This window comes from Streptomyces sp. NPDC053474 (assembly GCF_044544845.1).
In the GTDB taxonomy this organism is placed as follows: Bacteria; Actinomycetota; Actinomycetes; order Streptomycetales; family Streptomycetaceae; genus Streptomyces.
Window position 1 is genome coordinate 41595 of record NZ_JBITXV010000012.1, and the last position, 26504, is coordinate 68098.

16 protein-coding genes and 1 pseudogene are annotated in these 26504 nt (G+C 74.0%); 13 read left to right on the forward strand and 4 right to left on the reverse strand.

Going from position 1 to position 26504, the window contains the following annotated elements; all coding sequences use genetic code 11:
- Positions 1-144: 144 nt before the first annotated feature.
- From ACIG3E_RS27240 to hemC, 3 genes are all read left to right on the forward strand, one after another.
- Positions 145-1731 carry an MFS transporter gene (locus ACIG3E_RS27240; RefSeq protein WP_399621572.1) on the forward strand — a complete coding sequence of 529 codons (1587 nt, stop codon included), beginning with the start codon at positions 145-147 and terminating at the stop codon, positions 1729-1731.
- Between the two features lie 33 nt (positions 1732-1764).
- Positions 1765-3390 (forward strand): MFS transporter, encoded by a 1626-nt coding sequence (locus ACIG3E_RS27245; protein WP_399621575.1) that lies wholly within the window; start codon positions 1765-1767, stop codon positions 3388-3390.
- 353 nt (positions 3391-3743) lie between these two features.
- Entirely contained in the window at positions 3744-4679 is a 936-nt protein-coding gene (gene hemC / locus ACIG3E_RS27250) for a hydroxymethylbilane synthase (RefSeq protein WP_399621578.1), read from the forward strand.
- A 75-nt stretch (positions 4680-4754) separates the two neighbouring features.
- Here the strand turns inward: hemC and sigJ are convergent, their stop codons facing one another.
- Entirely contained in the window at positions 4755-5723 is a 969-nt protein-coding gene (gene sigJ, locus ACIG3E_RS27255; protein ID WP_399621581.1) for an RNA polymerase sigma factor SigJ, read from the reverse strand.
- A 218-nt stretch (positions 5724-5941) separates the two neighbouring features.
- On the opposite strand from sigJ, the gene ACIG3E_RS27260 reads away from it, so the two are divergent.
- The gene (locus ACIG3E_RS27260; protein WP_399621584.1) at positions 5942-6415 is read left to right on the forward strand and encodes a carboxymuconolactone decarboxylase family protein; all 474 of its coding nucleotides are present in this window, start codon (positions 5942-5944) and stop codon (positions 6413-6415) included.
- 63 nt (positions 6416-6478) lie between these two features.
- Here ACIG3E_RS27260 and ACIG3E_RS27265 read toward each other — a convergent pair whose 3' ends face one another.
- The gene (locus ACIG3E_RS27265) at positions 6479-6865 is read right to left on the reverse strand and encodes a hypothetical protein (RefSeq protein ID WP_399621587.1); all 387 of its coding nucleotides are present in this window, start codon (positions 6863-6865) and stop codon (positions 6479-6481) included.
- 430 nt (positions 6866-7295) lie between these two features.
- On the opposite strand from ACIG3E_RS27265, the pseudogene ACIG3E_RS27270 reads away from it, so the two are divergent.
- From ACIG3E_RS27270 to ACIG3E_RS27305, 8 genes and pseudogenes are all read left to right on the forward strand, one after another.
- A pseudogene (locus ACIG3E_RS27270) lies at positions 7296-7943 on the forward strand (ATP-binding cassette domain-containing protein); the annotation flags it as partial.
- A gap of 170 nt (positions 7944-8113) precedes the next feature.
- Positions 8114-8896 (forward strand): ABC transporter permease, encoded by a 783-nt coding sequence (locus tag ACIG3E_RS27275; RefSeq protein ID WP_399621591.1) that lies wholly within the window; start codon positions 8114-8116, stop codon positions 8894-8896.
- A gap of 17 nt (positions 8897-8913) precedes the next feature.
- Positions 8914-10311 carry a sensor histidine kinase gene (locus ACIG3E_RS27280; protein ID WP_399621594.1) on the forward strand — a complete coding sequence of 466 codons (1398 nt, stop codon included), beginning with the start codon at positions 8914-8916 and terminating at the stop codon, positions 10309-10311.
- Between the two features lie 12 nt (positions 10312-10323).
- Positions 10324-10968 (forward strand): response regulator transcription factor, encoded by a 645-nt coding sequence (locus ACIG3E_RS27285; RefSeq protein WP_242728219.1) that lies wholly within the window; start codon positions 10324-10326, stop codon positions 10966-10968.
- Positions 10969-11279: 311 nt separating this feature from the next.
- Positions 11280-13928, forward strand: a complete 2649-nt coding sequence (locus tag ACIG3E_RS27290; RefSeq protein WP_399621597.1) for a dynamin family protein — start codon at positions 11280-11282, stop codon at positions 13926-13928.
- Positions 13929-13942: 14 nt separating this feature from the next.
- Complete coding sequence (locus tag ACIG3E_RS27295) at positions 13943-17449, forward strand: hypothetical protein (protein ID WP_399621599.1); 3507 nt, start codon at positions 13943-13945, stop codon at positions 17447-17449.
- Positions 17450-17454: 5 nt separating this feature from the next.
- A complete protein-coding gene (locus ACIG3E_RS27300) occupies positions 17455-18723 on the forward strand; it encodes a hypothetical protein (RefSeq protein ID WP_399621602.1) in 1269 nt (422 codons plus the stop codon).
- Positions 18724-18860: 137 nt separating this feature from the next.
- Positions 18861-19271: a VOC family protein gene (locus ACIG3E_RS27305; protein WP_399621605.1), complete on the forward strand. Its 411-nt coding sequence runs from the start codon at positions 18861-18863 to the stop codon at positions 19269-19271.
- Between the two features lie 91 nt (positions 19272-19362).
- Here ACIG3E_RS27305 and ACIG3E_RS27310 read toward each other — a convergent pair whose 3' ends face one another.
- Positions 19363-22890, reverse strand: coding sequence for a CHAT domain-containing protein (locus ACIG3E_RS27310; RefSeq protein WP_399621608.1), 3528 nt, complete (start codon positions 22888-22890; stop codon positions 19363-19365).
- A 524-nt stretch (positions 22891-23414) separates the two neighbouring features.
- Between ACIG3E_RS27310 and ACIG3E_RS27315 the strand changes: the two genes are divergently transcribed.
- The gene (locus ACIG3E_RS27315) at positions 23415-24827 is read left to right on the forward strand and encodes a PP2C family protein-serine/threonine phosphatase (protein ID WP_399621611.1); all 1413 of its coding nucleotides are present in this window, start codon (positions 23415-23417) and stop codon (positions 24825-24827) included.
- Positions 24828-24875: 48 nt separating this feature from the next.
- Here the strand turns inward: ACIG3E_RS27315 and ACIG3E_RS27320 are convergent, their stop codons facing one another.
- Positions 24876-26375, reverse strand: coding sequence for a hypothetical protein (locus ACIG3E_RS27320; RefSeq protein WP_399621614.1), 1500 nt, complete (start codon positions 26373-26375; stop codon positions 24876-24878).
- Between the last annotated feature and the right edge of the window lie 129 nt (positions 26376-26504).

Sequence of the window (26504 nt, forward strand, 5' to 3'; positions counted from 1 at the left end):
GCGTGTGCCGCCCCGGCCACGGCGGCGGTCCCGGCACGCCGCGCGGGCGCTCCCGGCCCCCTTCCCGCCCAGGTCGCGGCGCCCGCACGGGGCGCTTAGCGTGTGACGGGGGTGTCTTTCGAGGCGGGGGGTCTGGAGGCCACCATGGACCACACGCCCGGCCCCGAGCCCGCGCCGCGGGACACCCCGGACCCGATACCTCACGGGGCGGAGCCGATCGCCCACACGGCGGACCCGAGGCCGCAGGCGGCCGTCCCGCCCCCGGCGCACACCGCGTACCACACGGGCGGCAAGCACGAGCACCGGTGGCTGATCCTCGCGGTCATCGCCATCGCGCAGCTCATGGTGGTCCTGGACGCGACGATCGTGAACATCGCGCTGCCGTCCGCCCAGCGCGACCTGGGCTTCACCGACGGCAACCGGCAGTGGATCGTCACCGCCTACGCCCTCGCCTTCGGCAGCCTGCTGCTGCTCGGCGGGCGCATCGCGGACCTGGTGGGCCGCAAGGCCGTGTTCATCGCGGGGCTCGCCGGGTTCGCGCTCGCCTCCGCGCTCGGCGGCGCCGCGACCAGCTTCACCATGCTGGTGCTCGCCCGCGCCCTCCAGGGTGTCTTCGGCGCGCTGCTCGCGCCCGCCGCGCTCTCGCTGCTCACCACCACGTTCACGGACCCGCGCGAGCGCGCCAAGGCCTTCGGCATCTACGGCGCCGTCGCCGGGTCGGGCGCGGCGGTGGGGCTGCTGCTCGGCGGCGTCCTGACGGAGTACCTGGACTGGCGCTGGTGCCTGTACGTGAACCTGGCCTTCGCCGCGGTCGCCATCGTCGGCGGCGCCCGGCTGCTGCACCCGGGGGCGCCGCCGGACCGGCCGAAGCTGGACGTGCCCGGCACGCTGCTGGTCTCCGCGGGCCTGTTCTGCATCGTGTACGGCTTCTCCAACGCCGAGACGCACGCCTGGGGCGACTGGATGACCTGGGGCTTCCTCGTCATCGGCGCCGTCCTGGTCGCCGCGTTCGCCTGGTGGCAGACGCGGGCCGCGCATCCCCTGCTGCCGCTGCGGGTGGTGCTCGACCGGGACCGCGGCGCGTCGTTCCTCGCCATGTTCATCTCCGGCGCGGGCATGTTCGGCGTGTTCCTGTTCCTCACGTACTACATGCAGCAGATCCTCGGCTACACACCCATCAAGACCGGTCTCGCGTTCCTGCCGATGGTCGCGGTGATGGTCGTGGTGTCCGTCCTCACCACCAACGTCCTCGTGCCACGGTTCGGCGCCAAGCCCATCGTGCCGCTCGGCATGGGCCTCGCGGCGGCGAGCATGGTCTGGCTGACGGCGCTCGACACGACCAGTGGCTACGGCGCGCACGTGCTGCCGCCGCTCCTGGTCATGGGGCTCGGCCTCGGCCTCGTCTTCGCCCCGGCGATGAGCATGGCCACCTCCGGCGTCGCCGCGCACGACGCGGGCGTGGCCTCCGCGATGGTCAACACCACCCAGCAGGTGGGCGGCTCCATCGGCACCGCGCTGCTCAACACCCTCGCCACCAGCGCCGCGACCAACTATCTGACCGGCAGGAAGCCGACGCCCGCCGTCCAGGCCCAGGCGCAGATGCACAGCTACGAGACCGCGTACTGGTGGTCGGCCCTCTTCTTCGCCATCGGGCTGGTCGTTACGTTCGTCCTGTACCGCAGGGGCCGCCCCGCGGGCGGGCACCTGAGCGAAGGCGCGGTCCACATGTGAACGGGCACCGATGAGCGGAGTAAAGGGTGAGCGATGACGGCGTCCTCCTCCCGTGAGCCCTTCTCCCGTGAGCCTTCCTCCCGTGGGCCTTCCTCGCCCGGCCCCTCCGCGAGGCCGCCTGCCTCCGAGCCCTCCGCGGACGACAACGCCGGTGTGGCCCTGGCCTCGCCGCGCGGCCGCTGGGTCCTCGCGTGCGCGGTCCTTGCCTCCGGGATGGCGATGCTCGACGGCACGGTCGTCAACGTCGCCCTGCCCACCCTCGGCCGCGACCTGGACGCGTCGATCTCCAGCCTCCAGTGGGTGGTCAACGCCTACATGCTCACGCTGTCCGCGCTGCTGCTCCTCGGCGGCGCGCTCGGCGACCGCATCGGGCGCCGGCGCACGCTCGTCATCGGCGTGGTGTGGTTCGCGCTGGCCTCCGCGCTGTGCGGGCTCGCCCAGGACGCGGGCACGCTGATCGCCGCGCGCGCCCTGCAAGGCGTGGGCGGCGCCCTGCTCACTCCCGGCTCCCTCGCCCTGGTGCGCTCCTCGTTCCGGCCCGACGACCAGGCCAAGGCGGTGGGCGCCTGGTCGGGCCTCGGCGGCGTCGCCGGGGCGGTGGGCCCCTTCCTCGGCGGCTGGCTGATCGACGGGCCGGGCTGGCGCTGGATCTTCCTCATCAACATTCCCCTGGCCGTCGTGGTCCTCCTGGCGGCCCGGCACGTGCCGGAGAGCCGCGACGAGCACACCGCCACCCAGCGGTTCGACGTGCCGGGCGCCGTGCTCGCGGCGCTGTTCCTGGCGGGCGTGAGCTTCGCGCTCATCGGCGCGTCGGGCGACGCGTCGGTCGCCGCCACCGTCCTGCCGGGGATCGGCGGCCTGCTCGCGGGCGCCGCCTTCCTCGCCGTCGAGCACCGGCGCCGCGACCCGATGCTGCCGCTCGGCCTGTTCCGCTCCGGCCTGTTCTCGGCGGCGAACGTCATGACGCTGTGCCTGTACGCCGCCATCGGCGGCATCCTGTTCCTGCTGCCCGTCCAACTCCAGACGACGCTCGGCTACGACGCGTTGCAGGCGGGCACGGCGACGCTGCCCATCACCGTCCTGATGCTGCTCCTCTCGGCGTCGGCAGGCGACCTGGCCCGGCGCGTCGGACCGCGCCTGCCCCTCACCCTGGGCCCGCTCGTCGCGGCCGCCGGGGTCCTGCTGATGCTGCGGATCGGCCCCCACTCCTCGTACGCCACCGACGTGCTGCCCGCGGTCGTCGTCCTCGGCGTGGGCATGAGCGTGTTCGTGGCGCCCCTGACGGCGACGGTCCTCGCCTCGGTCGACGCCTCCCGGGCCGGGCTCGCCAGCGGCGTCAACAACACGGCCGCGCGCATCGCCCAACTCCTCGTGGTCGCGGCCCTGCCGCTCGCCGTGGGCCTGAGCGGCACGGCGTACACGGATCCCGACGCGCTGGACACGGCCTTCGGCAAGGCGGCGTGGGGCTGCGCGGGCCTCTTCGTCCTCGCGGCGCTCGCGGCGGTGGCCTTCGTCCGGCCGCGCCCCGCGGACTGGCACGCCGAGGCGGGCAACGCACCGCACTGCAAGGCCAATGTAGCGGTGTCGGCACCCCCGCTGGAGCCGGGCGTGTGCGGCGGCGAGGGCGACGGGCACGGCGCACGTGAGACGGGCGGCTGACACCGAACCGCGTACGGGATCCGGACAGAGATCGCGCGGGACGGCGAGGTCCCGGCCTTCCCCGACGGCGGGCGGAGGGGCCTCGCGGGCTTCCCTTGCCGACTTCCCTTATGACTACGGGGCCGAGCCACCGGCCTCCTTGGGGGCGTCGCGGGCCGCGTCCCCACGGCGCCGGACCTGTCCGCCACCTGGATGGTTCTTCGGCGCGGGGCCCGGCCCTCAAAGTGGCCGGGTCCGGGCGCCCGGCACCGCGAGAGCGGACGGTTCGCGTCCGTCAATCGCCAGGTGCCGTAGCCCAGTTAGATGACGCGCCGGTGCCGGGGGCGTGTCCACGAGGGCCTATCGTGTACGTCATGTCCGCTCCCGAGCTGATCCGCATCGTCTCCCGCTCCTCCCCCATGGCCCTGGCCCAGGTCGAGCGCGTACGCACCGAACTCGCCGCCCTGCACCCCGGAGTCCGTACCGAGGTCCTGCCCGTGACCACCTCCGGGGACCGCTGGATGGGCGACCTCGCACAGCTCGGCGGGAAGGGCGCGTTCACCAAGGAGGTCGACGCGGCGCTGCTTGCCGGTGAGGCGGACCTCGCCGTGCACTGTGTGAAGGACGTGCCCGCGGACCGGCCGCTGCCGCAGGGCACGACGTTCGCCGCGTTCCTCAAGCGCGACGACATCCGCGACGCGCTCATCCACCCGGACGGGCTCACGCTCGACCAACTGCCGCAGGGCAGCCGCATCGGCACGTCGTCGGTGCGCCGCATCGCCCAGCTCGCCGCGTCCCACCCGCATCTGACGTGCGTACCGATGCGCGGCAACGCGGGCCGTCGGCTGCAGAAGCTCGCGGCGGGCGAGGCCGACGCCCTGATGCTCGCCGTGTCCGGCCTGGAGCGGCTGGACTCGATGCACCTGGCGTCCGAGGTGCTGTCCGTGGAGACGATGTGCCCGCCGATCGGCGCCGGGATCCTCGCGCTCCAGTGCCGCGAGGACGACGTCGCGACCATCGACCTGGTGAGCGGGCTCGGGGACCGTGACGCCTGGCGCGAGGCCACGGCCGAGCGGATGTTCCTGCACGTCCTCCAGGGGCACTGCAACTCGCCGATCGCCGGATACGCCCGCTGCGACGCGGGAGGCGAACTGTCGCTGCGCGCACGGGTCTTCACCCCCGACGGCAAGCGGGTCCTCAACGCCCACGAGTGGGCGGGCCCCCTCGACCCCGCGACGCTCGGCACCTCGGTGGCCGTGACCCTGCTGCGGCAGGGGGCGCGAGAGCTGATCGACTCGATCGAGCACTGAGCTCAATCGAGCCCTGAGCCTGACCGAGCCCTGAGCCTGACCGAGCGCGGAGCCGCCGCCGGGCGCCCGCCTGCCTCAGCCCGTCGTCCAGGGCCGGAGCTTCTCGGGGTTCCGCACCGACCAGAAGCGCCGGATCCGGTCGCCCGCGAAGTCGAACGCCACCACCGACGCGACGGCGCCTTCGTGTTCGATGACCAGGCCGGGCTCGCCGTTGACCGTCCGCTCCAGGATCGTCAGGTCCGGCGCCCGGTTGATGATCATGACGAGCTGACGCGCGACGTGTTCGCTCCCCACGGTGAGCGGCAGGGCGCTGACCAGGCCTCCGCCGTCGGCGACACCCACGGCGTCGGGGTCAAGGAGCCCGACGAGGGCGCCGATGTCCTTGGCCTCCCAGGCTTCCTTGAAGCTCCTGACGACGGCCGCGCGTTGTGCGGCCGGGGTCGGCGTGGGCGCGTCCGCGGCGCGGATGCGGCGACGGGCCGACGAGGCCAGCTGGCGGCACGCCGCCGGTGTCCTGCCGACGATCTCGGAAACCTCGGCGAAGGAGTAGCGGAAGACGTCGTGCAGGATGAACGCCACGCGCTCGGCCGGAGTCATCGACTCCAGGACCACGAGGAACGCCATGTTCACCGACTCGTCGAGGGTGACCCGGTCGGCCGGATCGGCCGCCCTGCTGCCTGACCGCGCGTCCGCCCACTCCCTGTGGTCCGGCACCGGCTCCGGAAGCCACTGGCCCACATAGCTCTCGCGCCGGGCCCGCGCCGAGCCGAGCAGATCGAGGCAGATGCGGCTCGCGACCCTCGTCAGCCAGCCCCCGGGCGACGCGATCTCGTCCCGCTGCTCCCGTGACATCGCGTACCAGCGGGCGTACGTCTCCTGTACGACGTCCTCGGCGTCGGCGAGGGAGCCGAGCAACCGGTACGCGACATTGATCAGCTGACGCCGCTCGCTCATGATCGCGCTCAAGCCCGGGTCAAGCCGGTCGTCCTGGGACGCGTACGGGGTCCCCGTGGTGTCGCTGCTCTGGCTGCTCGGGGTGCTCATGGTGTCGCCGCTCCTTTGGCCGTCTCCGCTGTCATCCATACGACGAAACAGCACGTCGAAATGTGAGATCGGCTCGGGGCCTGACATTTCCAGGGGCTGCCTCGTCGGAGGTGTGGAGCGAGCACGGCTCGTCTCCGCGGGACGCGTTCGGTCCCGTGAGCTGCGGCTCATCGACTCAGCGCGGCCATGCCTCGGCCGCGCCTACCCAGGAGATCACCATGGAACCCCGTCTCAACTTCCTCACCAACCCGATCTCGGGCAAAGCCCTCAAGCACCTCTCCGCGGCGGGCAGGGCGCTCGCCGACTCGGCACTGCCCGCCGCGACCCGCGAGCTGGTGGCACTGCGCGCCAGCCAGATCAACGGCTGCGGCTTCTGCGCCGACATCCACACCAAGGAGGCCACGCACGCCGGGGAGACCCCCACGCGCCTCAACCTGCTCGCGACCTGGCGGGACGCCTCGGTGTACACCGAGGCTGAGCGTGCCGCCCTGGAGCTCGCGGAGCAGGGCACCCGCATCGCCGACGCGGCGGGCGGGGTCACCGACGAGGCCTGGGCCAACGCGGCCAAGCACTACGACGAGGACCAACTGGCCGCGCTGGTGGCGGAGATAGCCCTCATCAACGCCTTCAACCGCCTGAACGTCATCACCGCGAACCCTGGAGGTGACTACCAGGTCGGCCAGTTCGGCTGAGACAGCCCGGGCGGGCGCGGGGCCGCGGCTTTTGCCGTGCCCCGCGCCCGCCCGGTCCCGGCGTCAGCGGATCGGCCGGAACGAGTAGTAGTGGTGGGACGGGTCGTTCCAGGAGAAGCCCGGCTTGACCAGGGCGGTCGCGCTGCCGGAGCAGTTACTGGTGGGCCACAGGTGGACCGTGCGGTTGGTCTTGTTCGTCCCACGGACGGCGCCCGCCGAGGACGTGTTGTAGCAGGCACCGACCTCCGGGTCGAACTCGATGGTGCGCATGCCGTTGTCGTCGTAGTACTCGAAGTAGCAGCTTCCGCCGCCCGGCGGCGGACAGGCGGGTTCTCGGGCCTCGGCCGCCGCTTTCGACCCGGTCGCGCCGCCCGTCTGCGCGATCCCGGTGAGACCCAGCGCGAGCACGCAGGTCAGAGCGATACGCAGGGCGGTCTTGGGGTACGTCATGGTTCCACTCCTCGTGTCGCGAGCACGTTGCCGCGAGCACGCCCAGGTGCTCGCCGATACTCGTCCGGACACCTCCGGATCGTGAGGTCCACGCCGTACGCCCGTCCATCACCCACACGAGCGGGAGCGGCGCGCAGGGGGCTCGTTGGCCGGATTGTGGGGGGTGTGACGGCGGAGTCGGTGGGTGCGGCCGTCGTGGTGGCAGCGGTGGTCGCTGGCGCGATGCTCACCGCGCGCGTGGTCGGGGCCGCCCTGGTCGCCGCCGCTCCACCCTGGTCGCCGCCGTGGTCGCCGCCGCCGTGGTCGGCGTCTGGGGGAAAACCCCCAGGTCAGTCGGAGGAAATCACCGTTACTGCGGTGCTGGTGGGCGGCCTAGCGTGAGGTGTGTTGACCACGCCGGGCGCAGGCCGGGCTTCCCGCAGGAGTTGTGATGATCGAGGTCCAAGGGCTCACCAAACGGTACGGGCTCACCACTGCCGTGGACGCCTTGAGTTTCGAGGTGCGCCCCGGAGCCGTGACAGGCTTCCTCGGGCCGAACGGCTCGGGCAAGTCGACCACGATGCGCATGATCATGGGCCTGGACAAGCCCGACACCGGCTGGGCCCGGATATCCGGACGCACGTACGAGGAGCTGAGCTGGCCCCTGCGCGAAGTGGGGGCGCTCCTGGAGGCGCGCACGTTCCATCCGGGCCGCAGCGCGCGGGCGCATCTGACGGCGCTCGCCGCGGGTGGTGGCATCGCGCGGACGCGGGTGGACGAAGTGCTGGGTGTCGTCGGCCTGAGCGAGGTCGCCGGGCGGCGTGCGGGGACGTTCTCGCTGGGCATGGCCCAGCGGCTGGGGATCGCGGCCGCGCTCCTGGGCGATCCGGAGGTCCTCCTCTTCGACGAGCCGGTGAACGGCCTCGATCCGGAGGGTGTGCGCTGGATCCGGGAGTTGATGCGCTCCCTGGCCGCCGAGGGCCGCACCGTCCTGCTGTCGAGCCATCTCATCAGCGAGATGGCACTCACCGCCGACCACCTGGTGGTGATCGGGCAGGGGCGGCTCCTCGCCGACACCTCGGTGCGGGAGCTCACCGCGGACGGACACTCGCTCGAAGAGGCATTCTTCGCGCTGACCAGCGGCTCCGCCGAGTACCGCGGCGTCACCACCCACACCGTCACCGGGCGGCACCAGCGTGCCACCGACCCCGCACATCCCGACCCGTTCCGCGGTGTCACCAAGCCCACCGACACCGAGAGGAACCCGCGATGACCACCGCCCACGTCGCCCCACGTTACGGCTTCCGGCAGGCCGCCCGCATGGAGTGGGTCAAACTGCGGACCCTGCGCTCGACGTTCTACGCGCTGCTGCTCACCGTGATCGGCATGGTCGCGATCGGCGTGGTCACCATGGCCCACACCAGGGCGCCGTCGCCGGACAAGGCCGCCGCGTTCGACCCGACGAACAATGTCCTCGCGGGGGTCGCCCTCGGCCAGTTGCTCATCGGCGTCCTCGGTGTCCTCATCGTCACCGGGGAGTACTCCTCCGGGTCCATACGCTCCACGCTCGCCGCCATCCCGGACCGTCGGCTCCTGCTGACCGCCAAGGCGTCCGTGTACGGCGGAGTGGTGCTCCTGGTGGGCGAGGCCGTCGCCTTCCTGACGTTCTTCGCGGGGCGTGCCGCGCTCGCCGAGGGGGTGCCGAGTCCGGGCGTCGGGGACTCCGGGGTGCTGCGGGCCGTGCTGATGTCCGGCGCCTATCTGGGGATGATCGGCCTGATGGGCGTGGGAATCGGCGCGATCACCCGGCACACCGCGAGCGCCATCGCCTCGCTCGTCGGCGTCACGTTCGTCCTGCCCGCGCTCATCGGCGGCATATCGGGCCCCACCGTCGCCAAGTACTTCCCAACCATGATCGCCGGTAACTCCCTGGCGGTCGCCAAGCCCGTCTCCGACATGCTCGCGCCATGGACCGGGTTCGCCGTTCTGTGTCTGTACACAGCCGTCGTCCTCGGCGTGGGCGCGCGGCTGCTGGCCCGACGCGACGCCTGACAGGGAAAATGATCACTATGCACGACTCCAGCAAGCCCCCTTCCCGCTCGCCCTCCCCCGCCACCCCAGCGCGTTCCTTCCTCCTCATGGTGCTGCGGGCACCGCTGACCCGGCGCGCCTGGAGAGAAGTCGCGTACTGCCTGCTCGCCTTCCCGCTCGGTCTGGCGGGCGGGGTGGTCCTGACCGTGCTGCTCGCCCTGGGCGCGGGCCTGACGGTGTCGCTGCTGGGCGCGGTCGTCGGCGTCCTGATCCTCGTCACGGGGGTACGGCTGGCACGGACTCTCGGCGGGGTGCATCGGCGCATGGCCTCCGCGTTCCTCGGCGAGCGGCTGCCGACGCTGGAGCGGCCGCTCGCGGGCACGGGGCTCTTCGGACGGCTCGACGCGGGGCTGCGGGACGGCGCGGGATGGCGGGCCGTGTCCTACGTCCTGGTGAAGCTGCCGGTGAGCGCACTCGGGATGTACGCGGTGCTGTGGTGGCTGACCGGTCTGGTCAATGTCACGGCCCCGCTGCGGTGGGCGGTCTTCGGACAGCAGCCGGGCCCCGGCGACGACGGCATGCCCGTCCTCACGCCCATTCCGGCCGGTGGGCTCACCGTGGACACCTTCGCCGGGACGTTCGGGGCCCTGGCGCTCGGCGTGGTGCTGCTCTTGCTCGCGCCCTGGCCGACACGTCTGGTGGTAGGGGCGGACCGTTGGCTGCTGCGCGCCCTGCTGGGCACGAGTCAACTCGCCGACCGGGTGCGTGACCTGGAGGAAACCCGTGCCCTCGCGGTCGACGACTCGGTGGCGCTGCTGCGCCGCCTGGAGCGCGACCTACACGACGGGGCACAGGTCCGGCTCGTCGCGGTGGCCATGAGCCTCGACATGATCAAGGAGCGCCTCGGCCCGCCGGGCACGGACGACGGACCGGCTCCCTCCGGCGACGGCGACTCCATCGACCTGGTCCGCGTACGGCAACTCGTGGACGGGGCCCATCGGAACGCCACGGAGGCACTCACCGAGCTGCGCGACCTCGCCCGGGGGCTGCACCCGCCCGCGCTCGACGACGGCCTGCCGGACGCACTCGCCACGCTTGCCGCCCGCAGCAGCATCCCCGTCGAGCTGACCACCGATGTGCCCCGACGCCCCACCCCCGCCATCGAGACCATCGCGTACTTCTGCGCGGCCGAGCTGCTCACCAATGTGATCAAGCACAGCGGGGCCACGCAGGCGATCCTGACGGTGGACGAGTGCCACGACGGGATGTTGCGGCTCCAAGTCGTCGACGACGGCCGGGGCGGTGCGACGATCGGAGCGGGCAGCGGGCTCACCGGCCTCGTCCAGCGGGTACGGCCCGTCGACGGCCGACTGCTGGTCCACAGCCCCGAGGGCGGACCGACGACAGCCGTCGTCGAGCTGCCGATGCACGCGTGAGAGCATGCCGCCATGCGTGTAGTGATCGCCGAGGACGCCGCTGTACTGCGGGAATTGCTGGCCCAGATGCTCATGGAGCGGGGCCATGAGGTGTGTGCCACCGTCGGTGACGCGGACGCGCTGCGCGGGGCGGTGGCCGAGCACCGGCCGGACGTCACCGTCGTCGACATCCGGATGCCGCCGTCGCACACCGACGAGGGCCTGCGGGCCGCCATCGACATCCGCCGCACCCACCCGGGCACCGGGGTGCTGCTCTTCTCCCAGTATGTGGAGACGAAGTACGCCACGCGGCTGCTCGCGGACGGCTCGGCGGGGGTGGGCTATCTGCTCAAGGACCGGGTCGCCAACATCGCGGAGTTCACCGACGCCCTGGAGCGCGTGGCGGCGGGCGGTACCGCCCTGGACCCGGAGGTCGTCACTCAGCTCGCGGGGGCGAGCCATCGGGCGGCGGAGCTGGCGTCGTTGACCGAGCGGGAGCGGGAGGTGCTGAAGCTGATGGCGGAGGGCCGGTCGAACGCGGCGATCGCGCAGGCCCTCGTCGTGTCGGCGGGCACGGTGGAGAAGCACGTGGCGTCGGTCTTCGACAAGCTGGGGCTGCCCCCGTCACACGACCACAACCGTCGGGTGCTCGCGGTGATCCGCCACCTGCGGGCATGACGGACTGGCAGGCTCGACGGGCCTGCCCCCTCTCGGGCAGTCGGTGTGCGCACTGCTGTCACGCCTGGGGCTGGGCCTGGGTCCGGGCGAGGGCGTCCCCCAGGTAGGTGTCGGCCATGGCCCGAGGGCGCCAGGTGAAGTCCCGCTGAGTACAACTCCGTGCGAATTCAGGGAAATTGACACATCCTGTTGCCCGACGGGGGCGTTTCGCGGGACATTGCCCTGAGCGCCGACCGCGGCGGGTTTGTCGCGGTACCCAGGGGGCCTGCGGCACCACGCGTGGGGGCGGCGCAGGGGGGAGGTCCGCTGTCATGGGCGCCAGCACGGACACGTACGCCCAGTGGGCGGTCGGCATGCTCGAGGCCCTGGAGCGCGCTCCGGCGCACGAGAGGGACGAGGGCGCCCTCGCCTCCCGGCGGGCGGAGTTCCGCTCGGCCGTCGCGCATCTGCTGGGCGAGGCGCGCGATCCGCTGTCGATCGGGATCGTCGGCGAGTTCAGCGCGGGCAAGTCGCTGCTGATCGAGGCGCTGCTCGGGATGCCGGGTCTCCTGTCGGTGAGCCATGTGCCGACCACGGGCAACGTGACGGCCATCCGCATCGACCAGTCGGGCGACGACGAGCCGGGGCCGACCCTCCAGGAACGTTCGGTCGTGTACTGCACGGGGCTCGAGACCGCCGAGCTGATGGCGCATCTGCACCGCAGGATCGGGGAGTTGGCGGGTCTGGAAGGCCTGGGCGAGCGGGAGCTCGACGCGCTGCGCGCGGCGCGGCCGGGGGCCGAGGGATGGCAGCCGCTGGTCGACTGGTGTCATCGCCACGGCCGTTCCGCGCAGGGCTCGAAGATGACCGCGGTGGCCGCGGAGACCCTACGGCTGCAGGAGGCGTACGCAGAGGGCGCGCCACTGCTCGGGCGGCGCTACGACCTGTCCGACGCGCAGGCCAAGCGGGCCATGTCGCTCCCTGACGCGCCGACGGACCCGGGCGGCGGCTGGGACCGGCGCGACACGGTGGCCCGGGGCGGCCGGATCCCGGACGACGTGCTCGCCGCGTGCGTACCGCTGATCAGGAAGATCGAGCTGCGGGTGCGGGTGCCGCGGGCCGTGTGGGACCTGGCGGACGTCGGCGCGCTCACGCTCCTCGACTTCCCCGGACTGAACAGCCAGATGTCGGGTGAGCGGGACCGGTTCCTGAGCCGCCGCGAGCTGCGGGACATCCACACCGTGCTGGTCCTGATGAACGCCCAGCGCGGGCCCGTGGGCAGTGAGCAGGACTTCTTCGACATGCTGCGCGAGCCCACGGCGGACGGGCGCGAGCGCAGGTCGGACGAGGAACTGCGCGAGAGCATCCTGGTCGCGGGCGGGCGCTTCGACCAGCTGCCGGTCGACGACCCGGCCGGGCTGCGGGCCGCGCTCCTGGACTCGCCCGAGCGGCTGACGGAGCGACGGCTGCGCGGCCAGCCGGACACCGCGATGCTCGACACCGTCGTCGAGGCCGCGCAGTCGCTGCTGCCCGCCGGGCAGCACAAGCAGCTCATCCTGGTCTCGCCCATGGTGGGCCTCGCCGCGCTGCGCGCCTCCGGCGTCCTCGGCGGCGAGGGGGCGGGCGGGGCGCGCGCCCGCGTGCGCGAGGCCGACGGCGGCGCCGGGCAGCCGGCGCTGACGGGCCTGTGGGCGCGCGTCGCCGACCGGCTCGAAGCCGATGCCCCGGGCAGCCAGCTGATCCGGGCGTTGCGGGAGTACGCCCACGACGGCGGGCTGCGGCTGCTCTGCGGTGAACTCATCGGGCACGCCCGGGAGCACGGCGGCACCCTCAAGGCCAGCGCGGTGCGCCGCCGGGCCGCAGCGGTGGACCGGGCCCGGCTCGCGCTGATCACCGCGGAGCGCTCGGCGTATCCGGAGGTGGAGTACCCGCCCGCGTACCAGGAGATCCAACGGGCCCTGCACGCCACGCGGCAGGCGCTGGCCGCGCTGCGCGAGGTGCTTGTCCTGGAGCGGGCCACGGACGGGGCGCGCGGCGACGACGCGCTGCGCCGGTACCTGGTCGACGAGGCCGCCACGGCGGTCGCCGCGTGGCCGCAGTGGAAGGAGCTGTTCGCCGCGGTGGACCGGGAGCGGCACCTGGTCGTGGTGCCGCACGCCACCGAGGGCGACGCGGACTTCGCCCAGCACATCCAGGACGAGCTGGCGCTTCTCGGTCTCTTCACCCAGGAGCCCGCCGCGGAGAGCGATCCGGCGCCCGGCATTCCGGACGGACCCGAGGAGCTTCTGGTGGCGTTCCGCGCCTCCCACGAGGCGCTCCTGGCCCTCGTCCACGACCGGATCCGGGCCGCGTACGAGGAGCGGCTCGACGACCACGCCGGGGTGTTGGAGGAGTTGCGGCGCGGCTGGATCGAGATCACCGCCGAGGAGCAGCGGCGCGGGAGGCTGCCGCCGCCGCGCCGGGACCGGCTCGGCGCGCTGATCGCGACGACCAACCCGGAGTGGTACCGCGCCGAGCTGCGGCAGACGGTGCCCCCGCAGCCGGACCCGGCGGACGTCGACGCCGGGTTCCCGCTGCGCCTCGACCGCTGCTTCCCCTGGCATCCGGACCAGCCCGAGGACCGTGACCCGCTGGAGCGCCACGTCGCGCACGTCGTCCGGATGCGGCGCGAGCTGGTGGCCGCGCTCGTGGACCTGGTGCACGGCCATCTGGCGGTGCACCAGGCGGAGTTCGCACGCCAGGCGGGCAAGGCCCTGGCGCAGGGCGAGCGGTTCGTGAACGCCACGGACACGCCCGAGCTGCTCCTGTCCGGGCTGCGGGCCGACGGCGCGGCCCAGGGCGCCGTGCCCCTCGACCTGGCCGCGCGCCTGGAAGCGATGCCCCTGCCCCGTCCGTCACCGCACTCCGGGGCGCCCCAGGGCGCGCGCGTGTCCACCGTCAAGAGCCCCGCCCCACCGCCCGACGCCCTGCGCAAGGCCTGATCCACGGAGACGCCATGGGACTGCACGCCCGCTTCATAGCCTCGGGGCCGTCCTGTGTGGCGGACGCCCGCGGTGGCGGATTCACCCTGCTCGGACCGCTGTCGGCCGTGCAGTTGCCCGACGTGGAGCTGCGGCCGACCGGTGGCGGTGTCGTCGTCAGCAAGGCCGAGGTGCTGCGCACGGACCCTGGCCTTCCGGCGCTGGACGCCGCCGCTCTCGCCGGGGCGTTCCGCGCCGTCGAGGGCCGGGTCGTCCAGGCGCCGACGACCGTACGGGCACGCGGTCCTCTGGCGCTGGCCGGGCCGCCGGGCGTGACCGCGCTGCCGCTGGTCGTCCGCTTCACGCACCACGAGATCAATCCGGTCACCGGGCGTCCCGTCGGCACCATCCACGCCACCACCGAGCTCGCCACCACGCTCCGGCTGGACATGGCCATGCCCCCGCCCGTCCCTCCGGCCCCGCCGGTCTCCCAGGCCGCTCCGGCGCAGACTTCCGGTTCCGGGCAGTGGTACGACGCCACGCTGTGGTCGCGGGCCCCGGCCGGTGCCGCGCACGCGGTAAGCGAGCCTTCCCAGAGCGTGCCGCCCTCCCCCGCCCCGGCGCCCGGCGGCCCCGGTGCGCGCCGGGTCCCGGAGGGTGCCGTGCGGCACTTCGGCTTCGCGGCGGTGGACTTCGGCACCACGAACTCCACGGTCACCGTCCACGACATGCGCCAGCTCGACGTACGCGCCATGTCGCGGCACCAGGAGGCGCGGCTGCGCGAGGAGTTGAGGGAGCTGCTCGCCGATCCGGACGCGTGCGGCGGCGAGCGGGCGCAGTGGCGCGAGCTGCTCACCGACGTCGCGCGGCAGTACCTCGCGGACGGCTCCGCTCCGCGCCCCGGGGCGGACGGCGGCCAGGCGCTCGCCGACGCCCTGGAGAGCGGCCACGGCGGCGACGGCTGGGTGCACGCGCTGTACACCGCGCTCGAACTGCGGGTCGCTTCCCGGGACGAGCGGCTGCGCCGGGCGGCGGCCCCGCTCCTGCACCAGTGCTACCACCGGGCCTTCGACGTGCTGCCGCTCGATGTACTCAGGCTGTTCCCCGTGGACCTCGACCAATCGGGCACCACGGAGCTGGCCAGCCGCATCGAGGTCGTCGCCACCGATCCGGAGCTGCGGGTGCGCATGGGCCCGGAGCGGATCCCGGTGGGGGGCCTGCCCATGGGCGGGGCCCAGTCGCACCGGGGCGTCAAGCAGTACCTGGGCCGCGATCACGTGATGCCGGGCCTCGAGCCCTTCACGGCCGACGACCTGATCCGCGAGGGCCTGCGCTATCTGCTCGACCAGACCGACGAATACCTGGCCGCCAACCCCAAGGAGTTCCACCAGGGCAGGCTCGACCACGTCGTCATGACGTACCCGACGGTGGCGCCGCCCGCGGTGCGCCGCAGGCTGCGCGAGCTGGTCGGGGCGGGGGCGGGCGGCGCGGGCGACGGGCTCGGCGTCACGCTGGTGGACACCCAGTTCGACGAGGCGGTGGCGGCCGCGCTGTTCTTCATCATGCGGGACTTCGGCGGCGACTTCGTGGCCGGTGTCGAGGCGTTCCGGGCGCGCTGCCGACCGCTGCCCGGCACGGACCGGGCCTGGCAGCAGAACGTCCTGGTCATCGACATCGGCGGGGGCACCACCGACCTCGCCCTGATCAATCTGCGGCTCAAGGACGCGACGCCCGACCCGCTACCCGGTCAGGACCCCCGGTTCACCGGCCGCCTGTACGTCCTCACGCCCACGCTGCTCGGCTCCACCGGGCACCTCCAGCTGGGCGGCGACCTGATGACGCTGCGCCTCTTCCGCTGGTACAAGGCGGCCTTCGCCGACCATCTGCTCACCAGCCAGCCGGAGCGCTTCGAGCACGTCGTGGGCTCGCTCAAGGGCCCGTACGCCGTGGACGGCCGCTATGTGCCGCGCACCCTGCTCGACCGCGACCCCGAGACGGAGGGCTATCCGGCGGACCTGGTGGACCGCGTGGTGCCGACGCGGTGGAGCGCCGAGACGGTGGTGACGGCCTCCCGAGAGGACGCGGAGCAGACGTTCTGGCTGCTGTGGGAGCTCGCCGAGGACGCCAAGTTCCGGCTCGGAGCGGGCGAGGCCGCGTACCAGCCGTTGCCGGAGACGCTGGAGGTGCTCCTGGGGCGGCTGGGGGCGGCGGACGCGCACGGCGAGGCGGGCGGGGCGTGGGTGCCGGTGCTCGACGCGGCGACGTTCGCGGGGCTCCTCGCGCCGGACCTCAAGGAGATCATGGATCTCGTGGTCGCCCTCACGAAGAACATCGTGACGGCCACCGAGCTCGACCGGATCCTCCTCACCGGCAAGAGCAGCCGGATGCCGCTGGTGCGCCACACCTTGGAGCGGCGGCTGCGGCAGGAGAGGGAGGTCCGCTGGAACCCCGCGGGCATCGCCGTGGAGGAGGAGTACGGCAAGAAGGCGACGTCCATCGGGGCCTGCTGGGGCCACCACGTCCGCCGCTTCGCCCACACCGTGCGCAACGCCCAGGGCGTCCTCGGCCGCGGCCGCTATGTGCTGCGCATCGAGGTGGACAACCTCAGCTACTACCTGCCGTGCGACTTCGGGCCGACGTACCAGCTGGCGGCCAACGACCCCACGCACGCCCTGCTCCAGGTCGGCGCGCGGCTGAGCCCCATCGGCCCCGGCGGCACCTGGGCCGTGCGCAGCAAGTGGCAGAGCCTGCCCGCGAGCCTGCGCATCCACCGCAACATCGGCACCGGCTGGAAGGAGTGGGGCGCCTTCGACCCGGACGCCTGGGTGCGCCTGGAGGAGCCCGGCTTCCGCCTGAACATGGCGGAGTGGACCCGCGAGGCGACGTTCCAGGTGGAGGTGAACGCCGACCTCGACCTGGCCGTGCACCTCGCGCGCGGCGCGCCGCAGTACGAGGTGGACGGACCGGCCCCGGTCCAGGTCGACCTCGGCGGCGCCGGAGGCCAGTGGGTGCCGGTCGAGATCGTCGCCGACAACCGCGTGGCCGGGGACCGTCCGGACAAGGGCGTGGTCGTGTTCGGCCTGCCGCAGGACCCGCGCCGCCCCGGCGCGGCGGGGGCCGAGGCGCCGCGCTTCGACCAGGTGTTCCGGGTGCCGGACGCGGGGCCGGGCGCGCGGGCGGTGCGGGGCATGACGAGCGGCCCGCTCGGCCCGCCCCCGTACGACGGCTGGTCGTTCTACCTGCGCTACCCCGGCGAGCCCGACCGGAAGTGGGACCTGCTCGGCGTCGTGCCGGTGCCCGAGCGGAGCGGCACGGAGGGGACGTACGGCACGGAAGGGGTGGAGGCCGAGGAGGGGGTCCCGTACGTGGCGACGCTCGATGAGCAGGGGCGGCTGCGGGTGCACCGGGCGCCGGTGCCGTACTGGAGGGCCGACTCGCTCGCCGGAATGTGGGGCGCGCCGGGTTCGGTGTTCCGGGTGGACATGAGCGACACGAAGGCCTCGTACGTCGCCGAGCGCGACCCGTTCAACGGCGGGCACTGACCGCCGTGGACGCGCTGCGCAGGCTCAGCCGACGGCCCGATTCGCATCTGGCGGCGCTGGCGCGGGCCCATCTGGCGGGCCTGCGGGCCGCGTTGGGCGTGGCCCTGGAGGCGCTGCCCGACGACGCGGGCGCGCGGGAGTGCCGGGCCGCGCTCGCGGAGGTGACGGCGGCGCTGGCGGAGGGGGCGGCAGGCTCGTCTCCGGGGCGGGCCTCTGGGTCCGACGAAGCCGCGGAAGCCATGGGCGCCTCCCCCACAGCCGCGGCGTCCGATGAGAGCACCCCGCCGATGGGCACGCCCGTGCCGGTCCCGCGGGAGCCGGTGGCCTCGGTACCCCCGGAGCCGGTGGTGCGGCCCTCCCCGGCCGTCGACCCCGAGCTGGCCGCCCTGGCCGCGGAGTTGACGCGGAGCCAGGAGAGCGCCACCTTCCTCGGCCCGCTGGCCGTGCCCGGGGACGCCGACACGGCCGCGCTGTGGCGGTGGTTCCAGCTGACGCTGCTGCGCCTGCCGGGCGCGTACGCGACGCGGTGGCGCGCGCGGGCGGACCAGTTGGCGGTGGCGGCGCGGGACGCGACCGAGGAGCGGTGGGACGAGTGGCGGGCGCTCGACGGCGTCGAGGTCCTCCTGCCGCCTCTGCCTCGGGCGGGGGTCACCGGCGTGCGCCTCGGCGCGACGGGGTCCCTGGCCCACTGGGCGGTGGCCGCCGCGGACGGCGACGAGGGCGCGCCCAAGGCCGCCGGTGAGCTGCGGTCGCCGCTCGCCGTCTGCGTGGTCCTCGCCAGCTGGGTGACCGAGCTGGCCTGCCTGGACGTCCAGTTGCACCACTGCCTGGAGAGCGTGACGCGCCGGGGCGTGGCGCCGCTGTGCGAAGCCGAGCACCGCGCGGCCTACCGCCTGGAGCTCGCCCAGCGGCTCGGGCGCCTGGCCCGGCAGCCGCCGGGCTCCCCGGAGGAGCTGCGGGCCGCCCTCGCGGTGGACGAGGCGCTGTGCTCGGTCCTCCATCTGCCGCCCGCCGCGCCCGGCAGCTGGTGGGCGCGGGTCGCCGAGGCGTCCCAGCGGGCCGTGCTCGAACTGCGGCGCCGGGTGCGGGACAGCGGCGCGGACGTCGCCGTGCAGGTGCTCGCCCCGACCTATCGCGAGGCCCGCCGCCGCACCGGGGGCAACGACATCCCCCTGGACGCGGGCGGCCGCAAGGGCCAGGTGCTCGCCGGGCTGCGGCTGTGGGCGCACGTCGACGGCCGCGAGCTGCCGGGCCGGGCGGTGTACCGGGCATGAACCCCGCGCCGGGCCGTCCCGCGCGGCACTCCCCTGTGGGACCGCCTCGGCCGGTCCCCCGATCCCCGCGTGGCGGCCCTGGCCGCGCGCCAGGAATCGAGAAGCGCGCTCACAGAGCTGCGTCTAGCCTGCTCGCCATGGACATCACCATTCATACGGCTTCTCTTCCGCACGACGACCCGGACGCGTCGCTCGCCTTCTACCGCGACGTCCTCGGCTTCGAGGTCCGCAGCGACGTCGGGCAGGGCAAGATGCGCTGGATCGCGGTCGGCCCGGCCGGTCAGCCGGGCACGTCCATCCTGCTGGCGCCGCCCGCCGCCGACCCCGGCATCACCGAGGACGAGCGCCGCACGATCACCGAGATGATGGCCAAGGGCACCTACGGCTGGATCCTGCTGGCCACCCCGGACCTCGACGCCACGTTCGAGAAGGTGCAGGCCGATGGCGCCGAGGTCGTCCAGGAGCCGACCGAGCAGCCGTACGGCGTCCGCGACTGCGCGTTCCGCGACCCCGCGGGCAACCTGATCCGGATCCAGGAGCTGCGCTGAGCCGTGCGGGCGTCGAGCGAGGGGCCCGTGTGTCAGCCCGAATGGCGGCTTGGACGCGTCCATACCGTCGCCCCCGCGTCCGCTCCACGTGTCAGGCGCCGATGTGGATGAACGGAGCCCAGTGGTAGGGCCTCGGGGACGTGTGCCGGGTGAGGGGCGTGGGCGGGCGGCCGTCGCGTGCGCACGCGGCCGCGGCGGCGCCGCCGGTCAGCTCGCGCAGGCGCTCGTACGCCGTGGCGCGCCCGTCGGCGTCCAGGGCGCGCACGCGACGCTGCGCCGTGGTCAGCGCGTCGGCCACCGGTGCGCCGGGGCGGGCGAGCAGCGCTTCGTAGAAGTACGTCATGAGGACGGCTCCCGAGGCGTCGTCGACGGGCCACAGCGACACGATCGCGTGCCGGGCGCCCGCCGCGACGACTGCGCGGACCAGGCCGATGACGTCCCCTCCCGCGGTGGCCGTGCCGCGTCCGGTGTGACAGGCGGAGAGCACGACGAGGTCGGCGGTCGGGTCGAGTCCGGTGACGTCCCCGACGGTCAGCCGGTCGTGTCCGGCGAGCGCGACGTGGCTGCGGTGCGGGCCGCGCTCGTACAGCACGCCGTGGGTGGCCAGGTGCAGGACGGCGCGGCCGGGGGCGGCCGCGGTGACGGCGGCGGCCGTCGCGGCGTCGCCGAGCAGCGGTTCGGTGCCAAGGAGCCGGGCGATGGCCCGCACTTCGGTCGCTGTTCCGGGCAGTCGGGCGAGCCCGCGTCCGGGGGCGTGGGCGGGGTCGCCGACGAGCAGCGCGGACGCGTCGCGGCGCGGGGGCCGGTCGCCGCCGGGCCGGGTGATGAGGGAGGCCGAGGGCAGCTGGGAGAGCACGCACCGCTCCCCCAGCGGCACGTCGCCGAGGGGCAGGGCGGCGAACGGCACGAGGGTGAGCGCCCGGTGCGGCACCACGTACAGGCGGCGGCTGCCGCGCACGGCGTCCGCGACGGGGTCGAGGAGCAGCCGCGCGAGGGCGCCCGTGTCCGCGGTGTCCTGGTGGCCGCTCGCGCACGCGGAGTGGAACCTCCGTACGGCGCAGGCGAGTTCGCGGTGGTGCACGGTCCTGCGGATGTGGCGGGCGCCGTGCCGGTCGACCGCCCAGGTCACCAGGTCGTCGTCGAACGTCTCGTACATCAAGAGCAGCGCGTCGTCGGGCAGGGCGGCGCGCACCGCGTTCAGGCGGGTGCCGCGGGCGCGCCCTTCGCCGTGCGCGCGCCCGCGCAGCAGGCCCGGCGCGTGCGTGGCCACGTGGGTCTCGGCGGCCTCCAGCTCGTCCTCGGCGGCGAGCACGGTGGCACGCAGGCGCGCGGAGGACGGGGGGTGCGCGACGTCGCCGGTCACGCTGTCCACGAGTCCCTCGTAGGCGGCCGCCCACGCCGAACCGGCGCGTAGCCAGCGGCGGGCCGCGTCCAGGGGCGGTCCCTGTGGGAGGTCGTCGAGGGCGCGCAGCACGTCGACGGCGATGCCGCGGCAGCGGTCGGAGAGGTCGAAGGCGAGGGCGCGTTCGGCGTCCGGGTCGACGGTGTCGTGGGGGCCTTCGGGGGGCTGGTCGGCCGGGCCCCGGGGGGCTACGTCGGCCCGGCCGAGGTGGGCTTCGTCGGCCCGGCCGAGGTGGGCGCGGGCCGTGATGTGGTACATCGCCGCGACATTCACGTCGTCGGTCATGGAGGTGCGCAGGACGTCCCGGACGAGCTGGTCCGACCAGTGCTCGAAGCGGGCCACCGCGTCCTCGCCCATCCGCGCGGCGGTGGTGTGGTCGCCGAAGGCCTCGGCGAGTTCGGCGCGGCGCGCCAGGTCCTCCCAGGGGCGCTCCGGGTCGCCGCACCAGGACGTCTCGTCGAGGACGGCCAGGGCGTGGCGGGCGGTGTGCGGGTCGCCGAGGCGCAGGAAGAGGCTGACGGCGTGGTCGGGGTGCAGGCCGCCGGACCGGAAGAGGCGGGAGGCGAGGGCGTGGGCCTGCTGGCGTCGACCGAGTTCGTACAGGAGGGTCGTCCGCAGCAGCGCGTCGTCCCCCGCCCGGTCGAGCGCGGCGCGGAGCACGGCGTGCGCCTCGTCGCGGAAGCCCGCCTCCAGAGCCCTGCGGCCCCGGTGGTACAGCAGGTGGGCGGGGGCGCGCCGCAGGCTCTCGCGCACGATGCCGACGGCCTGCCGCGCGGGCTCCCAGGATCCGGCGAGGCGTTCGGCCGTGGCGGCCACCTCGCCGAGCCGCGCCTGGGCGACGCCCTTCAGGTCGGGGTCGGCGAGCGCCTCCACGGCCCGGTCGAGCGCCATGGCGAGTTCGGCGGCGCGCAGCCAGCCGCGCTCGTCGGCGCCCCGTTCGCGCAGCGCGGCCGTGGCGTGCGCGGTGTCGGCGGCGAGGAGCACGGTCGATGCCTGGCGGAAGGTGAGCCGGTCGACGAGGTCGACGTACGCGCGGTCGGTGAGGTCCGCCTCCGGCGGGGCGGTGATCCGGGCGGTGACGAAGCGGGCGGCCCGCAGGCAGCGCAGGGCGGCCAGGGTCAGTCCGTCGCGCTGCCAGGCGGCGGCCCGTGCGAGCAGCAGGCGGACCAGGCCCTTGAGGTAGCTGACGCTGCCGTCGTCGCGGCACCAGCGCGCGAGTTCGTCGAGGTCCCTGCGGTCGGCGTCGTGGCCGTCGGCGAGGCGGTCGAGCAGGCGGTGGGTGGTGGCGAGCGCGGTGAGCGCGCCCGCGCCCGACTGCTCGGCCAGGGCGGCGGCGCACTCGCCCGCACGCACGCGGGCGGGCCCGCCGCCGCGCGTGCGGGGCAGGTGGACCAGGCGCAAGGCGACGCGGGCACGGCCGCGCGGGGCGGGCAGGCGCGCGTAGAGGGAGTCGGCCGCCTCGTAGTGGGCTCGGGCCATGGCCGGGTCGACGGGCATGTCGTCGCAGGCGCTGCCCGGTCGGGTCGTCGGGCCCGGGTCGAGCCGCAGGCCCAGGAGGTCGGGGTGGGAGCACGGCGTCAGGGCCGCGTCGCCCTGGAGGAGGTAGACCCGGGCGAGCACCCAGGGGTCGCCGTGTGCGTCGTACCGGCACCGGTCGAGGGCGGCCAGGACGTCGGCGTCGCGGCCCGCGCGGCGGGCCACGTCGGCGGCGGCGAAGTGGACGTGCGCCCGCACCCAGCGCACCAGCGCGGCGTCCACCCCCGGCACGTCGTTCGCCTGCCGTTCCGTGTCGCGCAGCACGTGGGCGATGGCCCAGTGGTCGCCGCTGGTACGGGCGTTCTCCACGGTGCCGCGGGCCGAGAGGAGCCGGGGCAGGAAGCGGGCGGCCCAGAACTCCACCAGGGCCGCCTCCGGGGCGGGCGTCCGGGGCGCCCCCGCGGCCAGGCGTTCGGCGTCGCCCTCGGCGAGGACGGCGCCCCCGTCGCCGGGGTACCAGTTCAGGTCGAGGGCGTGGGCCGCCACGCGCAGCGCCGCGGCCATGTCGTCGACGGCTCCCGGCTCGCGCACGCCCGCGAGGCGGCGCAGGGCCCGCCGGGGCTCGCCCGCCGCGAGGGCCCGGGCGCTCGTGACGAGCGGGTGCTCGGGCCGTGCGGCGTCCCGGCCGAGCCCCGGTTCACCGGTGAGCAGTATGCGGAGCACGTCGTGGGCCACGTCCATGCACTCCCCCCCAACACCCCTCCTCGGTAAGAGAGTTGGGGCTCCACCCGCGATTTTCGGACACCAGCGTACTGAGCGCGACGACCGAGGGCTCCGGCCTCCACCGAAAGCCCGCACTATGCGCCGGGTGTGGCGAACAAGCCGGAGGACCAGCACCTTCGCGCCATGTTCCGTTCGCGTGGAAGCCGTGCCACCGTCGGGTGCGCCATGCCGACGGACGCGTCCGGGAGCGCGGTGTGGCGGCCGGGAACCACCAGGCGCATCCCCCGTACCGTCGGCCTCGGAGTGCGGACGGTCAGCCTTTCACCTAAGGACACCGGCATATGACGCCAGCACCACCACATCGGGTGTTGCCAAATCCCTTACGTGCCTGAGTCCGCTGTGCCAGAGTCGTTACCGGTCGAAGAGTTGTTTCTGAAGTCAGCACGGAAGCCGACAGCGCGGCCAGCCAGGAAGCCCGCCGCCCCCACCAGCGCGGCCCCCGCGAGCCGGCCCGGCCGCATCGCATCGCCTACGGAGCCCCCATGCCGTCCCACGTCTTCGCGGACCGAACCGCCCAGCCGCCCGAGCGCGGCCCGGTCGACGCGCTGATCACGCAGGCGCGCAGGCTCCGCGGCGAGGTCGACGCCGTGCGCCGTGACGCCACCGCCGACCACAGCGACCCCACGGGCCGCTGGCAGCGCGCCCTGTGCGACCTCGCCGTCCATCAACTCAACGACCTGCACGGACACCTGGCCCAGCTGCGGGACGGCCCGCCGCGCACGCACCGCCCGCACAGCGGCGCCGCGCGGCCGGAGCCGCCGCCCGGCTCCCTGCTCAGCCGCGTGGGCAGCGCCGAGTGGAACCTCCTCACCGACGAGGCCACCTGGTCCGGCGAGCTGTTCCAGATCCTCGGCCGCGACCCGGCCGCGCCGCCGCTGTCCCTCGACGAGCTGCCCTCGCTCGTGCACCCCGACGACCACGCGCTGCTCACCACGATGGTCACGGACTGCCTGGTCGACGGCAAGCCGATCGACGGCGAGTTCCGCGTCGTGCGCGCCGACGGCAGCGAGCGCCAGGTGCACATGATGGGCGAGCCCGTGCTCGCCGCCGACGGCTCCACCGCCTCCATGTGGGCGGTCCTGCGGGACGTCAGCGAGCTGCGCCGCAGCCAGCGGGCGGTCAGCGAGAGCCGCGACTCGCTCCAGCGCCAGCACCACCTCGCCCAGACCGAGCACCGGCTCGCCGTCGAGCTGCAGGAAGCCGTACTGCCGCCGTGGCACGGCTCGCTGCGCTTCCCGCAGGGCGGCCCGGCGGGGCTCGACCTCGCCGCCCACTATCTGCCGTCCTCGTCCAGCGCCCTCATCGGCGGCGACTGGTACGACGCCCTGGAGCTGGCCGACGGCCGGATGCTGCTGAGCGTCGGCGACCTCACCGGCCACGGCGTCACGGTGACCTCGGGCATGGCGATGCTGCTCGGCGCGCTGCGCGGCATGGCCGTCGCGGGCACGCAGCCGGGCCAGCTGATGGCCTGGCTCAACCAACTCCTCGACGCCTCGGCGCAGCCCGCCCTCGGCAGCGCCGTCTGCTGTCTGTACGACCCCGAGCGGCACGTGCTGACCTGGTCCCAGGCCGGACACCCCGCCCCGCTGCTGTTCCGCGACGGGACGGGGCGCCCCCTGACGCCTCCGGACGGCGTGCTCCTCGGCGCGACGTCCGGCGCGGCGTACGACCAGGCCGACGAGGCGCTGCGCCCCGGTGACCTGCTCCTGCTGCACACGGACGGCCTGGTGCCGCGGCGTTCCCGAGATGCCGCGACCAGCCGACTGCTCGCCCTCGCGCCGCGCTTCGCCGAAGCGAGGACGGCTCAGGACTGTGTGCGCCTCACGGTCGAGGAGTTCGGCGTGGCCCCGCGCGAGGACGACGCCTGTCTGCTGGTGGCCAGGGTCGACACCTAGGGTCACGAAGCCCTGGCCCCGGCTTCCCGCCGCCGCGGCCGACGCTCCTCACGCCCGCGCCCATTTCCCTCCTCCGGGCCTGCCCACGGCCTTGGGAAGGGCGTGCTTGATCTCCTCGCGCAGGTCCTTGATCTTCGGGTAGCCCGCGTACTGGGCGGTCAGCCGGTACATCTCCCGTAGCCGGTCCCACGTGCGGTGCGAGGAGTTCGAGCCCATCGACACCAGCGCGAGCCGGGCGTACCGGTCGGCCTGTTCGGGGTCGTCGGCGATGAAGCAGGCCGACGCCAACGAGATGTAGTCGAAGATCGTGGAGCGGTCGTGGCCCTTCGTGCGCAGGGCGATGGCCTCCTTGGCGTGGCGCTGGGCGATGTGTGCGACGGACGGGTCGTGGTCGGCGAGGGTCCGGTAGGCGAGCGCCTGCATGCCGTGCAGGTCCGCCTCGTCGAACATCTGCATCCAGCTGGGCGGCGGCACGTCCCCCTTGTCGGAGACGAACAGGTCCTCGGCGCGGCCGAGCGTGCGCCGCATCGCCTGGCCCTTGCCCATCGAGGCCTGGGCCCAGGCCTCGATGGTGTGCAGCATCGCCTGGGTGCGCGGCAGCGTCTGCTCGCCCGAGCCGGACTTGGCTAGCTTCATCAGGTCCAGGGCGTCATCCGGCTTGCCCAGGTGCACCATCTGGCGCGCGGCGCGGGAGAGGGCCTCTCCGGCGCGCGGCCGGTCGCCGCCCTCGCGGGCCGCGTGCGCGGCGATCACGAAGTACTTCTGGGCGGTGGGTTCGAGGCCGACGTCGTGGGACATCCACCCGGCGAGGACGGCGAGGTTGGCGGCGACGCCCCACAGGCGCCGCTGGAGGTGGTCGGGGTGTCGGTAGGCGAGCATGCCGCCCACCTCGTTCAACTGGCCCACCACCGCCTTGCGCTGGAGGCCCCCGCCACGGGACGCGTCCCAGGCGCGGAACACCTCGACCGAGCGCTCCAGTTCCTCGATCTCCTCGGAGCCGATGGGAGCGGCCTCATAGCGGTCGAACCCGGCGGGATCGGCGTACAGGGGATCGTCGAGACGGGGAGCGTCGGCCTTCAGGGTCGGATCGGTGTGCAGCCAGTCGTGCATGGCGCTGGTGAGTGCGGAGCCGGCGGCGAGCGCGGCGCCCGCGCCCACCAAGCCGCGTCGGTTGAGCATGAGGTCCATTCCCGTGAATTCGGTGAGGACCGCGGCGGTTCGCTCGGGCGCCCACGGCACGCCGTCCGGGTGCTCCACGCTCCCGTCGGCGCGCTGTTTGCCTACGCGCCCGTGCCGGACCAGACCGAGGTCCTCGATGGTCACGACACGGCCGAGACGCTCGGTGAACAGGACCGCCAAAACCCGTGGCACGGGATCGCGCGGGATCTCTCCCATGTCGATCCAGCGCCGCACCCGTGAGGTGTCGGTGGCCAGCTGCGGATGACCCATCGCGGCCGCCTGCCGGTTCACCAGTCTGGCGAGTTCGCCCTTGGACCAGCCGGCGAGGCCGAAGAGGTCCGACAGGCGGGTGTTGGGTTGTCCGTTCACGTCAAGCCCCCAGGTTCTCGGCTGAGTTGACAGTAACCGTCTGTCAGTTGCTGAGCGACTATTCGCCAGGGTTCGCCAGGGTGCGCCACATGGTGTGCCAGGGGCCTCGGGGTGTCAGGTAGGAGTGCG